8 protein-coding genes and 1 pseudogene are annotated in these 13,171 nt (G+C 68.7%); 6 read left to right on the top strand and 3 right to left on the bottom strand.

Annotated features, from left to right (window positions below; genetic code table 11):
- The first annotated feature begins 27 nt into the window (after nucleotides 1-27).
- The gene (locus tag BVC93_RS21285) at nucleotides 28-1,701 is read left to right on the top strand and encodes a (2,3-dihydroxybenzoyl)adenylate synthase (protein WP_083739207.1); all 1,674 of its coding nucleotides are present in this window, start codon (nucleotides 28-30) and stop codon (nucleotides 1,699-1,701) included.
- 61 nt (nucleotides 1,702-1,762) lie between these two features.
- Here BVC93_RS21285 and BVC93_RS21280 read toward each other — a convergent pair whose 3' ends face one another.
- Nucleotides 1,763-6,772 (bottom strand): type I polyketide synthase, encoded by a 5,010-nt coding sequence (locus BVC93_RS21280; RefSeq protein WP_083739206.1) that lies wholly within the window; start codon nucleotides 6,770-6,772, stop codon nucleotides 1,763-1,765.
- Between the two features lie 100 nt (nucleotides 6,773-6,872).
- Entirely contained in the window at nucleotides 6,873-7,691 is an 819-nt protein-coding gene (locus BVC93_RS21275) for a helix-turn-helix transcriptional regulator (protein ID WP_083739205.1), read from the bottom strand.
- 127 nt (nucleotides 7,692-7,818) lie between these two features.
- Between BVC93_RS21275 and BVC93_RS21270 the strand changes: the two genes are divergently transcribed.
- Nucleotides 7,819-8,529 carry an SDR family oxidoreductase gene (locus tag BVC93_RS21270; RefSeq protein ID WP_083739204.1) on the top strand — a complete coding sequence of 237 codons (711 nt, stop codon included), beginning with the start codon at nucleotides 7,819-7,821 and terminating at the stop codon, nucleotides 8,527-8,529.
- 54 nt (nucleotides 8,530-8,583) lie between these two features.
- On the opposite strand, the gene hemW is transcribed toward BVC93_RS21270, so the two are convergent.
- Nucleotides 8,584-9,762 (bottom strand): radical SAM family heme chaperone HemW, encoded by a 1,179-nt coding sequence (gene hemW / locus BVC93_RS21265; RefSeq protein WP_083741209.1) that lies wholly within the window; start codon nucleotides 9,760-9,762, stop codon nucleotides 8,584-8,586.
- 72 nt (nucleotides 9,763-9,834) lie between these two features.
- Between hemW and BVC93_RS34790 the strand changes: the two genes are divergently transcribed.
- The 4 genes and pseudogenes from BVC93_RS34790 to BVC93_RS21250 all read left to right on the top strand — a co-directional run bounded on the left by BVC93_RS34790 (nucleotide 9,835) and on the right by BVC93_RS21250 (nucleotide 13,156).
- Nucleotides 9,835-9,945, top strand: coding sequence for an Ms4527A family Cys-rich leader peptide (locus BVC93_RS34790; RefSeq protein ID WP_442928968.1), 111 nt, complete (start codon nucleotides 9,835-9,837; stop codon nucleotides 9,943-9,945).
- Nucleotides 9,946-10,062: 117 nt separating this feature from the next.
- Nucleotides 10,063-11,738: pseudogene (locus tag BVC93_RS21260) on the top strand (nitrite/sulfite reductase).
- 3 nt (nucleotides 11,739-11,741) lie between these two features.
- Nucleotides 11,742-12,455 carry a phosphoadenylyl-sulfate reductase gene (locus BVC93_RS21255; RefSeq protein WP_157517017.1) on the top strand — a complete coding sequence of 238 codons (714 nt, stop codon included), beginning with the start codon at nucleotides 11,742-11,744 and terminating at the stop codon, nucleotides 12,453-12,455.
- A complete protein-coding gene (locus BVC93_RS21250; protein ID WP_083739203.1) occupies nucleotides 12,452-13,156 on the top strand; it encodes a sirohydrochlorin chelatase in 705 nt (234 codons plus the stop codon). Before BVC93_RS21255 ends, BVC93_RS21250 begins: the two co-directional genes overlap by 4 nt.
- Nucleotides 13,157-13,171 lie beyond the last annotated feature (15 nt).

Here is a 13,171-nt window from a genome sequence, read left to right as displayed (position 1 = left end):
TCCTACCCAGAGGGGCCAAACCCATCGATGAGCACGGGATTCGATCGCCATCAGGCCGGTGAACTGGACCATTACGCTGACCTGCTGAGGGGCTTCGTACCGTTTCCCAGCGCGCGGGCCGAGCAGTATCGGGCGGCCGGCTACTGGACCGGAGACCCGCTGGACTCCATCCTGCGTGACGGCGCCCAGACGTGGCCACAGCGAACGGCGATCGTCGACACCCAGTCCAGCTACACCTACGCCGAACTGGACGAGGTGGCCGACCGGATCGCCGCCGGACTGGCCGCCCGCGGTGTGGTTCCCGGCGACCGGATGCTGCTGCAGTTGCCGAACACCTGCCAGTTCGCCGTGGCGCTGTTCGGCCTGCTGCGCGCCGGGGTGGTGCCGGTGATGTGCCTGCCCGGCCATCGCTCGGCGGAAATGGCGCACTTCGCCGCCGTCAGCGGTGCGGTGGGCGCGGTGATCCCGGACCGGCTCGGCGGGTTCGACTACCGCGTCATGGCCGCCGACCTGGCCGCCGAACACCCCGATCTGCGGCACATCATCGTCGACGGACCCGCCGGCGACTTCCTGCCATGGTCCGCCCTGACCGAGTACGCGGGCCCACCGGCCCCGGCACGCTCGCCGGTGGACACGTCGTATCCGGCGCTGCTGCTGGTGTCCGGTGGCACCACCGGGCTGCCCAAACTGATCGCCCGTACCCACGACGACTACGTCTACAACGCCCGTGCCTGCGCGCAGGCCTGCGAGATGACCGAGCGGGACACCTATCTGGTGGTACTGCCCGCCGGACACAACTTCCCGCTGGCCTGTCCGGGCCTCCTCGGCTCGATGACCGTCGGCGCCACCACGGTGTTCACCACCGACCCCAGCCCGGAGGCGTGTTTCGCGCTGATCGACAAGCACACGGTGACGGTCACCGGGTTGGTGAACGCGCTGGCGAAAGTATGGACACAGGCCTGCGACTGGGAACCTGTGCTGCCGACGTCGCTGCGCTGGGTGCAGGTGGGCGGGTCCCGGATGTCGCCGCAGGAGGCCGAGTACATTCTCGACGGCCTGACTCCCGGACTGTCGCAGATCTTCGGAATGGCCGAGGGGATGCTGAATTTCACGTACGTGGGCGATCCACGCGACGTGGTGCTGCACACCCAGGGCAGGCCGATGACGCCGATGGACGAGATGAAGGTGGTGGACGAGTCCGGCGTCGAGGTGGCACCGGGCGCCGAAGGCGAACTGCTGGTCCGCGGGCCCTACACCCTCAACGGCTACTACCGGGCCGACGACGCCAATGCCCGGTCCTTCACACCCGACGGTTTCTACCGATCCGGGGACCGGGTGCGCATCTTCGCCGACGGTCCGCGCGCGGGGTACGTGGAGGTGGTGGGCCGCATCAAGGACGTCATCCACCGCGGCGGTGAGACGGTGTCGGCTACCGACCTCGAAGACCACCTGCACACCCACCCGTCGATCGTGTTTGCCGCGGCGGTGCCCCTGCCGGATGAATTTCTCAGTGAGAAGATCTGCGCAGCAGTGGTTTTCAGTGGCAAGCCGGTGACACTGGCCGAGCTGAATGCCTACCTGGACACCCGTGGCGTCGCCTCGCACTCACGGCCGGACGTGCTGGTGCCGTTGCCTTCACTGCCGAAGACCGCGGTGGGCAAGGTGGACAAGCCCGCGTTGATCAAGCAGCTGCTGGCGTAAGCCGTGGATTTCTGCGCCAGGGCGGTGACCTCGATGGCAGTCACCGCCCTGGCGCAGAAATTCACGGCGTAAGCAGTTCGGTGATGCGGGCCGTGACCGCCGCCGCCGTCGGATACTCCCACAGCAGTGTCGGCGGCAACGACAGCCCGGTCTGTTTCTCCAGCGACCGTCGGACAGCGACCGTCATGATGGAGTCGACGCCGATCTCCACCAGCGGCGTGGTGAGGTCCACCGCGTCGGCGGGCAGACCCAGTTCAGCCGCCACGGCCGCCAACACCTGCTCCTTCGCCCACTGCGCGATGTCCGCGTCACCGGGACCGGCGACATCAGTGGTGACGGACTCCGTTGCCGCAGAAGGCGCTACGGCCGCGAGCATGGGAACCGTCGCGGCTTCGGGCAGCACCGGCAGCACCACCAGGTGTGCGCGGTCGGCGCGCATGGCGGCATCGAGTGCGCGCACGGCGTCCTCGGCGCCCACGGTGTCCATCCCGAGCGCCTCCAGTTGCGCGGCGATGAAACCCGACGTCGAACCCATGCCGAGTCCACGCCACGCCGTCCACGCCACGCTGGTGGTGCGGTCGCCGAGGTTGCGGCGGTACCGGGCGAAGGTGTCCAGGAACGCATTGGCGCCGGCATAGGCACCCTGCCCGGGGAAACCGGGTAGATATCCGCACGACGAGAAGAGCACCAGCCAGTCCAGCACGCCGGGCGGGAACACCTGATGCAGTGTCAGGGCTCCGTCGACCTTGGGCCGCATGGTCGCCGTCAGATCCGCGGCGGTGGTGTCCACCAGCAACGCACCGGCTTCCACGCCGGCGGCGTGGATGACGCCTCGCACGGGCGGCAGGTCTGCAAGCACGGAACGCACCAGACAGGCAGCGTCGGGAGCACCGACATCGACGGCGGCCACCACCACCGACACACCACGGCCCTCCAGCGCGGCGACCACCCGGACGGCCTCGGAATCGGAGGCGCCCCAGTCCGATCGGGGTGCAATACCCGACCGCGAGAGCAACACCAGGCGACGGGCGCCCAGGTCAGCCAGCCGCTGCGCCATCAACAGCCCCAGAGCACCGGTGCCGCCGGTGATCAGATACGTCCCTGCGGGCGAACACGACAGAGGTGTCCCCGAGCCTGCGGCGGCGAACTCCAGCCGGGCGGTGCTCGCCACCCCGTCACGCACCACGATGACGCCCCGACCGGCCAGTGATGTCAAGACACCCAGCGGAATTCGAGCATCGGCCAGATCGAGAACCCCGCCCCACACCCGCGGATGTTCGGCGGCGGCCACCCGAGCCAAGCCCCACAGCGGCGCATGAGTCACGTTGTCGCCCTCGTGCACCCGCTGGGTGAGCACCCACAGCCGGGCCTTGCCGGTGTGTGTGGCGGTGAGCGTGGCCAGCACCTGCTGCACCGAGGACTGCGCGGTGCCCTCGGGGTGCGGCAGCACCAGCACGACGGTGCCCTCGGCCAGATCGGTGGGCAGCTCGGCGGATTCGGCGAATACGCGGTAAACGACGTTGGCGGCCGCGAGGTCACGCACCACCACGGCGAGGGTTTCCGCGTCACCGCCGACCAGCAGTATCTCGTCGGGGCGGGCGGTCTCGTCGTAGGACGTCGGTGACCACACGAGGTCGTGCAGAATCTTGGTGTTCGCGCCTGGATTCTCCAGTTCCTCGAAGCTCATGCCGTGCAACTGCGCCAGCACGGCGCCGGCGGTGTCGCTGATGGTCACGTCGGTGGTGGTGGTCCCCGCGCGGCGGATCACCTGGATCATGCCGACCGCCGGCGGTGCGCCCTGCACCCGGACCCGCTCCACGCGGGCGGGCATGCGCAACCGCGGCGGGCCGTCGAACACCGTCGAGGCGGCTGAGGTGGCCGCATCGAGCAAGCTCGCCCAACTGGCGGGCACCGAGCCGTCGGCTTCGGCGCAGACTCGGACCAGCAACTGTCCGTCGCCGCGGCGCAAGTCCAGAATGTCCCAGCCGAATCCCATGGCGGCCACACCCAGATCGGCCAACGTGGACACCACATGGCCGGGCGGCAGAAGCTCGGGGCAGTGCGGGGTCACCGGTGTGCTCTCCACTGTGTCGCGGGCGGCGGTCGCCGCGCAGTGGGTGAGCCAGCCGCCGTCCTCCTCGTCGATCAGCCGTGTCGACAAGGTGAGCGCGCCGTCCTGCTTGACCACCTGGACATCGCGGCTGCGGCCGGGGGCTACCGGTGTGCGCAACCGGACATCCACCAGGTCGGTGCCTGCGGCGGTGAGGAAGGTGTTCAGAAGCACCGCGGCGGGCACGATCTCGGTGCCCTGGACCGGGTGATCTCCCGGATAGGGTCGGGTGTCCATGTCGAGGCGGGTCTGCCATACCACCGTCTGAGTGGCGGCGACGTCCATGCGCCCACCGAGCAGTGTGTGGGAGTCGACGTCATGCACACCGTGCCCACCTGGTGGCGGGGTCGGGGTGCGCCAGAACCGTCGGTGCTGCCACTGGGTGCCCGGGAGATCGAATGCCCAAGCACCGCTGCGTTTCTCGGCCACCACACCGTGGCAGTACAGGGAGGCCACCGCCGTGGCGACCGCCCGGCTCTGCGGCTGGTCACGGCGCAGCACCGGGATCACCACGGGGTCGTTGATGCCCAAGTGGTTGATCGTCTCCACCACCGAGTGGGACACCACCGGATGCGCGGAGACCTCCACGAACACCCGGTGCCCGTCGTGGGCCGCGGCTGCCACCGCCTCCGCGAAGCGGACCCGGCCGCGCAAATTGGCCACCCAGTAGTCCGGGTCGCGCGGCGCCGTCGACCTGGGATCAGCCAGTGCTGTGGAGTACAACGGGATCTCCGCAGGCTTCGGTGGCGCCAATTCGCCGGTGAGACGGGCGAGTTCGCCTGTCAGCGCGTCCATCGCCGGGCTGTGGAAGGCCACGTCGGTGGCCACCCGACGCACCATCACACCCTGCGCGGCCCAAGCCGCGGCCACCGCCTCCACGGCGCCGGCATCCCCGGAGACGACAGTGGACACCGGCGACGAACTGATGGCGGCCACCACGTCGTCGCGGCCGGCCAGCCTCTGCTCGGCGTCGGCGAAAGGCAGGCCCACCAGAGCCATCGCGCCCCGGCCCTGCACCGCCCGGAACCCGCGGGCCCGGTAGCAGGCGACGTGCGCGCCCTGTTCCAGCGTGAGCACACCGGATTCCACACAGGCCGCCACTTCGCCGACCGAGTGCCCGATGATCGCAGCAGGTTCGACGCCGCGAGCACGCAGTACGGCGGCAAGACCAACCTGCATCGCGAAGGTCAGTGCCTGCACTCGGTCGGTGCCACCCAGTTCGCCGGACTCCAGTGCCACCCGCGGCGAGAATCCCAGCTCCGCGGCGAACACCGGTTCGACGGCGTCGATCACCTCGGCGAACCGCGGCTCGCTGGCCAACAGCTCGGAACCCATTCCAGCCCAGTGTGATCCGTGCCCGGAGAATACCCACACCGCGCCTGCACCGGGCACGGCGCTTCCGGTGACCACCCGTGGGTCACGCTCCCCCGCCGCCACGGCACGCAAGCCGGCGAGCACGTCGTCGCGGCTGTCGGCGACCACCGCGGCCCGCACCGGCTCATGCGAGCGTCGCGTCCACAGGGTGTTGGCCACCTGCTGCAGTGGTGCCTCACCCAGCTCGTCGGCCAGCACCTCGGCATATCGAGCCAGCCTTGTCGGCGACTTGGCGGACAGCGGAACCACCACGGGTGCAACGGCGTCAGCAGCCTCGATGGCCACTGCTGGAGCCTCTTCGAGCAGGACGTGGGCGATGGTGCCGCCGTAGCCGTAGCTGCACACCGCCGCACGCCGCGGGCGGGCGCCGGTCGCGGTCCAGGACTCCGCGGAGGTGGGCACCCGCAGCCCACTGGTGGGCCAGTCGAGCGCCGGGGTCAGTTTCCGGATTCCCGCGGTGGGCGGTATGACTCGATGGTGCAGCGCCAGAGTGGCCTTGACGAGGCCAACGACACCGGCACCACCTTCGAGATGGCCGGTGTTCGGCTTGACCGAACCGACCGCACACGGAGTCACCCGCCCCGCCCCGTACACCTCGGCCAGCGCACCGAGCTCTACGGGATCGCCTGTCGGCGTGCCGGTTCCGTGCGCTTCGATGAAGTCGACAGTGCTCGGTGGCACCTGAGCGACGGCACAAGCCCGACGGAACAGCTCAGCCTGGGCGTCGCCGTTGGGGGACATGATGCCGACGGTGCGGCCATCCTGGGCCACCGCGCCGCCCCGGATCACCGCGAGCACCCGGTCGCCGTCACGGTGGGCATCGGCCAGCCGCTTGAGGACCACGACCGCGGCGCCTTCCCCGCGGCCGTACCCGTCTGCGGAGGCGTCGAACGACTTGCAGCGTCCGTCAGGGGCGGTGGCACCGGCCACATCCAGCACCCGGGTCAGCCCGGGGCCGATCAGCGCGCTGACGCCGCCCGCCAGCGCCAGTGTCGTCTCGCCGTCCCGCAACAACTGGCAGGCCTGGTGCACCGCGACCAGGGACGCCGCGCAGGCGGCGTCCAGCGCGACACTGGGACCCCGCAGGTCGAGCAGATGCGAGACCCGGTTGGCCACACCACACAACGACGTGCCGATACCGGTCCAGGCTTCGATGCCCGGCAGGTCTTCCATGATGAGTTTGCCGTAGTCGTCGGAGTTGACGCCCATCAGCACGGCGGTGTCGGTTCCCGCGACCGACCGGGGTGGGATGCCCGCGTGTTCCAGTGCCTCCCAACACACTTCGACCGCCAACCGCTGCTGCGGGTCCATCAGCTCGGCCTCGCGTGGCGAGACGCCGAAGAACTCGGCATCGAAGCCGGGCAGATCGTCGAGGAAGGTCCCCCAGGGGGTGGTCTCTTTCAGGATCGCGGCGTTACGCGGATCGCGGCGCACATATGGTTCCCACCGCTCGGCGGGGATCTCCCGCACCGCACTGCGGCCGTCGAGCACGAAGCGCCAGAAGTCAGCCGCGGTGGTGACGTCACCGGCGAGCCGGCATCCGATTCCGACGACGGCGATCAGCTCAGGGGCGTCCTCACTTGCCACTTCAGACAGAACCCCGGCGCTCCGCAACAGTCTGGATAGGCTTGCCTAAGAACGCGTGCATGCGGCCAATACTGGCACATTCAGCGGTCTCACAGGTCCGCTACCCGGAGTGCGTGGCGGCCAGCGTCCCCAACAGCGTCAAGGCATCGGCGCTGGGTGAACCCGGTTCGGCGTGGTAGACCACCAGCTCCTGGCCGGGGCTCGAGCGCACGTCGAAGGTCTGCATGGTGAGCGTCATCTCCCCCGCCTCCAGGTGGCAGAACCGCTTGCTCTGCGCGGTCTTGCCCCTGGCGTCGTGGCGGGCCCACAACTCGGCGAAGTCAGGACTGGATTCGAGAAGTTCGGCCAGCACAGCGCGGATCCTGGGATCACCCGGCGCCTGACCGTGGCCGTGGCGGAAGCCGGCAACCGAATCACGAGCCACGGTGGGCCAGTCGGCGTAGAAGCTACGGGCACCGGGCTCGGTGAACACCACATGCATGAGATTCGTGGAATGGGTCCAGCCGCCGAACATGGCGTCGGCGATGGCGTTGGCGGCCAACACGTCGTAGGCCCGGTTGTAGACCAGTGCCGGGTTGTGCGGCCACATGCTCATCAGCTGCAGCAGCGCCGGATCGACCCGGCTGCTGCCCGCGGTGGCCTGCCGGGGACTCAGACCGGCCAGCCGGAAGAGGTGCCCGCGACCGTCCTCGGGCAAGCGCAGTGCCTGCGCCAGCGCGTCCACCACCGCGGGCGACGGCCGTTTCTCACGTCCCTGCTCCAGACGGGTGTAGTAGTCGACGCTGAGTCCGGACAGCATCGCCACCTCTTCGCGGCGCAGACCCGGGACGCGGCGCAGGCCATAGCTGGCCAGCTCGACGTCGGCGGGCGTCACCGCGGAACGCCGCGCCCGCAGGTAGTCACCGAGGTCATTGGCCATGAGCGCGATGTTAATCAGCGGCGATGGCCTCAACCTGGGTCTGCTGCACCCAGGAACACTGCGTCCTCGTGCGTGCGCTCCGTCCGCTCGACAGTGGATCGCGTAAGCCACCCGAGAGGAACACACCATGAAGTCAATAGCACTGGTCACCGGCGCCAGCAGCGGCATCGGCCGGGCCATCGCCACCAAGCTGGCCACGGACGGGACGACGGTGATTGCCGGGGCTCGCCGCCTCGACCGGCTGCAGGCACTGGCCGAGCAGGTCAGCGGGATCGAACCCGTCGAACTGGACGTCACCGATCGCGAAGCCGTGCAGAACGCAGTGGACGGCATCGTGGGCCGGCACGGGCGCCTCGATGTGCTGGTGGCCAATGCCGGGGTGATGCCGTTGTCGCGGCTGGATGCCGGGCTGGTCGACGAGTGGGACCAGATGATCGACGTCAATGTGCGCGGGTTGTTGCACGGTATCGCAGCGGCGCTGCCGGTGTTCGGCCGTCAGGAACGCGGGCATGTGGTGACCATCGCGTCAGTCGGTGCGCACCAGGTCTCCCCCACCGCGGCGGTGTACTGCGGCACGAAGTACGCGGCGTGGGCCATCACCGAGGGCCTGCGGCTGGAGTCCCCACCGTGGCTGCGGGTCACCACCGTTTCTCCGGGGGTGGTCACCAGCGAGCTGGCGGACATCATCAGCGACGACCTGGCCCGCGAATACATGGTCGAGTACCGGCGCAACGCCATCGCCCCCGAGGCCATCGCGGATGCCGTGGCTTATGCCGTCGGCACCCCCGCGGACGTCGACGTCAACGAGATCGTCATCCGCCCCGCCGCCCAGCGGTGATCCCTGGGATTTGGGCGTGATTCCGGTCGCTCACCGACCGGAATCACGCCGAAATCACTCGAGGAGGGAGCGGACAATGCCGTCGGCGAGCAGGCGGCCGCGGTCGGTCAGCACCAGACGATCACCCTCGACGACCACCAGCCCTTCGGCCACCACGGCATCGACTCGCCCCCGCTCGGCGGGACGCAGAACATCGAGCGCCAACCCGTCCCGCAGCCGGATGTTCAACAGCACGTGCTCGACGTGCCGATCCTCTGTCGACAACTCCTCGAAGTCGGCGATCGGCAGCACACCCGAATCCAGCTGTGCGGCATATGCATTGGGGTGCTTGACATTCCAGAACCGGGTGTCGCCGACGAAGCCGTGCGCTCCGGGCCCGGCGCCCCACCACTGGCCCCCACCCCAGTAGCCGAGGTTGTGCCGACACTCCCCACCGGGCTTACTCCAGTTGGACACCTCGTACCACTCGAATCCGGCGGCCCGCACCATCGAGTCCAACAGTTCGTAGCGCGACGCCAGCACGTCGTCGTCGACGGCCGGCATCTCCCCGCGCCGCACCCGGCGCGCCAGAGCGGTGCCGTCCTCGACCACCAGGGCATACGCCGACAGATGGTCGACGCCCGCGCCGATGACGGCGTCGACGGAGCGCCGCAGGTCATCGTCGGTCTCCCCCGGCGTGCCGTAGATCAGATCGAGGTTCACGTGCTCGAACCCGGCGCCCTGCGCCTCACCGGCGGCGGCCACGGCCCGCCCCGGCGAATGGGTGCGGTCCAACACCCGCAGCACATGTGCCGCCGCCGACTGCATGCCCAGCGACACCCGGGTATAGCCGGCGCCCCGGATCTCTTCGAAGAACCGCGGCGACGTGGATTCCGGATTGGCCTCGGTGGTGACCTCGGCATCAGGTGCCAGCACAAAAGCGTCGCGCACGGCGTCCAGCACACCGGCCAGACCGGCGGCACCCAGCAGTGACGGGGTACCACCACCGACAAACACCGTGTTCACCACCGGCGACGGCAGCAGCGCCGCCCCCAGCGCCAGTTCGCGTCGCACTGCTGCCAACCAGCCGTCGGGGTTAGCTCCACCCAGCTCACCAGGGGTGTAGGTGTTGAAATCGCAGTAGCCACAGCGCGTCGCGCAGAACGGCACGTGCACGTAGATGCCGAACGCACCACCCGGCGACATCACCAGGGGCGGTACAGCGGCGGGGCCTGTCGCCGGCGGGGAGAGCATGGTCATTGCCGTCCAGTGTCCCAGACTCCCGTTTCACTCATGGTGAGCCGAAATCTGGCCTGATTGGGTGGTATGGGGGCGGCGTGGCAGAATGGCCGGGTGATCGCCGTACGTACGCCAGCTCTCGTGTCGCGGCGGCATGTCGATTTCAAGCGCGTCTGTAGCTGTTGCTGTCTTCCTTGACCGCTTGATCTCGCCCCAGCCCGCCCCCTAATCAGCTGGCCGCCGGATCTGCGCCGCCGGATCAGCCCCCGGTGGAAGCGCGCTCCGAACGCCGGCTCCCCTCGAGGAGCACATCACATGACCACCCCCAAAGCACGACCTGCCAAGCGACCCCGCGGCGAAGGCCAGTGGAAGCTCGGCTACCGCGAGCCACTCAACGCCAACGAGCAGTCCAAGAAGGACGACAACCCGCTCAACGTGCGGGCCCGCATCGAGAACATCTACGCCAAGGGCGGCTTCGACAGCATCGACAAGGGTGACCTGCGCGGCCGGTTCCGCTGGTGGGGCCTCTACACCCAGCGTGAGCAAGGTTATGACGGCACCTGGACCGGCGACGAGAACATCGACCTGCTGGAAGCCAAGTACTTCATGCTGCGGGTGCGCTGCGACGGCGGCGCCCTGACCACCAAGGCACTGCGCACCCTCGGCGGCATCTCCACCGACTTCGGTCGCGACACCGCCGACCTATCCGACCGCGAGAACGTCCAGTACCACTGGATCCAGGTCGAGAACATGCCGGAGATCTGGCGCCGCCTCGACGAGGTCGGCCTGCAGACCACCGAAGCCTGCGGCGACTGCCCCCGCATCGTGCTGGGCTCGCCCCTGGCCGGCGAACACCCCGATGAGGTGCTCGACGGCACGCCGGCCATCGACGAGATCGTCAAGCGCTACATCGGCAAGCCCGAGTACTCCAACCTGCCGCGCAAGTTCAAGAGCGCCATCTCGGGCCTGCAGGATGTGGTGCACGAGGTCAACGACATCGCGTTTGTGGGTGTCCATCACCCGAACACGGCCCGGGCTTCGACCTGTGGGTCGGCGGCGGCCTGTCCACCAACCCGATGCTCGGTCAGCGCGTGGGCGCGTGGGTGCCGCTGGACGAGGTGCCCGACGTGTGGGAGGGCGTGGTCAGCGTCTTCCGTGACTACGGATACCGTCGACTGCGGGCCAAGGCACGGCTGAAGTTCCTCATCAAGGACTGGGGTATTGAGAAGTTCCGTGAAGTTCTCGAGACCGAGTACCTGAAGCGGCCCCTGATCGACGGCCCCGCTCCGGATCCGTTGACCCGACCCATGGACCACGTGGGCATCACCAAGCTCAAGAACGGGCTCAACGCCGTCGGTGTCGCCCCCATCGCGGGCCGCGTGTCCGGCACCATCTTGACCAAGGTCGCCGACCTGGCCGAAGCGGCGGGGTCGAACCGGGTCCGGTTCACGCCCTACCAGAAGCTGATCGTGCTCGATGTCCCCGACGACAAGATCGATGAGTTGCGCGCCGGTCTCGATGAGCTGGGCCTACCGTCGGATCCGTCGAACTGGCGACGTAATTTGATGGCCTGCACCGGCATCGAGTTCTGCAAGTTGAGCTTCGCCGAGACTCGCAAGCGGTCCCAGACGCTGGTGCCGGAGTTGGAGAAGCGGCTCGAGGACATCAACGCCCAGCTGGACGTGCCGGTGACCGTGAACATCAACGGCTGCCCCAACTCGTGCGCGCGCATCCAGATCGCCGACATCGGCTTCAAGGGCCAGATGGTCGACGACGGTGACGGCGGCCAGGTCGAGGGCTTCCAGGTGCACCTGGGCGGCAGCCTCGGTCTGGACAGCGGATTCGGCCGCAAACTGCGTCAGCACAAGGTCACCAGCGACGAGCTCGGCGACTACATCGACCGAGTTGTTCGCAATTTCGTGAAACAACGAGAGGCCGGGGAGCGTTTCGCCCAATGGGCCATACGGGCCGACGACGCTGACTTGAGGTGACTGATGACTGTTGAGGTGAGTGGTTTGACGGAGACGGACCTGCGGGAGATCGCCGCCCGCGGCGCTGCCGAACTCGACGGAGCCTCTGCCGAGGAGTTGCTGCGCTGGACCGATGAGCACTTCGGCGGCTCGTACGTCGTGGCCTCCAACATGCAGGACGCGGTCTTGGTGGAAATGGCCGCCAAGGTGCGTCCCGGCGTCGACATCCTGTTCCTGGACACCGGCTACCACTTCGCCGAGACCGTCGGCACCCGCGACGCCGTGGAATCGGTCTATGACGTGCACATCGTGAACGTGACCCCGGAAAACACGGTGCCCGAACAAGATTCGCTGTTCGGCAAAGATCTGTTCGCGCGCGATGCCGCTGCCTGCTGCCGGATGCGCAAGGTCGAGCCGTTGTCGAAGGCGTTGAAGGGGTACGCCGCCTGGGTCACCGGCATCCGCCGCGTCGAGGCCCCCACGCGCGCCAACGCCCCGCTGATCAGTTTCGACGAGGCGTTCGGGCTGGTGAAGATCAACCCGATCGCCGCGTGGTCCGACGACGACATGCAGCGCTACATCGACACCAACGGAATCCTGGTGAACCCGTTGGTCGACGAGGGCTATCCGTCCATCGGCTGCTTCCCCTGCACCGCCAAGCCCGAGCCGGGTGCCGATCCGCGCAGCGGCCGGTGGGCCGGACAGTCCAAGACCGAGTGCGGCCTGCACGCGTCGTGAGCACGCTCGTCCTGACCGCGCACGGTAGTGCAGATCCGCGGTCGGCCGCGGTGACGCACGCCGTGGCCGGCCGGATCCGGCGGCTACGGCCATGGCTCGAGGTGCGGGCGGCGTTCCTGGAGCAGACGTCACCGTCCCTGGGTGAGGTTCTGACAGTGACCGGCGATGCGGTGGTGACGCCGTTCCTGCTGGCTTCGGCGTACCACGCCCGCGTCGACATCCCTTCGGTGATCAACGAGTCAGGCAAGTGCGTGCGACGGGCGGACACGCTCGGCGAGGATCCCGCCCTGCTGGCGGTGCTGCGGCACCGGCTGTCGGAGGCGGGAGTATCTCCCGACGACCGTGACCTGGGTGTGGTGGTGGTCGCCGTCGGCTCGTCGGATCCGAACGCCAACGCGAGCACCGCGACGGTGGCGACGACGCTGGCCGTCGGAACCCGCTGGGCCGGAACCGAAACCGCCTTCGCCACCGGCCCGTATGCGAACCTTTCCGGGGCGGTGGCGTCCGTGCGCGACAAGGGCGCCCGCCGCGTGGTGATCGCCCCCTGGTTCCTGGCGCCTGGCAAGATCACCGACCGAGTGGCCACTTTTGCTGCGCAACAGGGGATCTTGATGTCCGAGCCATTGGGCTCGCACAATCTGGTGGCCGCGACCGTACTGGATCGCTACGACGCTGTGACGGCCGCCCGCGCCGCCGCCTAGACGGTACGGAGGCTG

The sequence above is a fragment of the Mycobacterium sp. MS1601 genome (assembly GCF_001984215.1).
GTDB lineage: Bacteria > Actinomycetota > Actinomycetes > Mycobacteriales > Mycobacteriaceae > Mycobacterium.
Note: the sequence above shows the minus strand (reverse complement) of the source record. Positions and strands in the feature narration are given on the sequence as shown.

Coding starts and splice junctions, on each gene's coding strand:
- BVC93_RS21285 (WP_083739207.1), top strand. CDS start 28: ATGAGCACGGGATTCGATCGCCATCAGGCCGGTGAACTGGACCATTAC.
- BVC93_RS21275 (WP_083739205.1), bottom strand. CDS start 7,691: ATGGCCAATGACCTCGGTGACTACCTGCGGGCGCGGCGTTCCGCGGTG.
- BVC93_RS21270 (WP_083739204.1), top strand. CDS start 7,819: ATGAAGTCAATAGCACTGGTCACCGGCGCCAGCAGCGGCATCGGCCGG.
- hemW (WP_083741209.1), bottom strand. CDS start 9,762: ATGCTCTCCCCGCCGGCGACAGGCCCCGCCGCTGTACCGCCCCTGGTG.
- BVC93_RS34790 (WP_442928968.1), top strand. CDS start 9,835: ATGGGGGCGGCGTGGCAGAATGGCCGGGTGATCGCCGTACGTACGCCA.
- BVC93_RS21255 (WP_157517017.1), top strand. CDS start 11,742: ATGACTGTTGAGGTGAGTGGTTTGACGGAGACGGACCTGCGGGAGATC.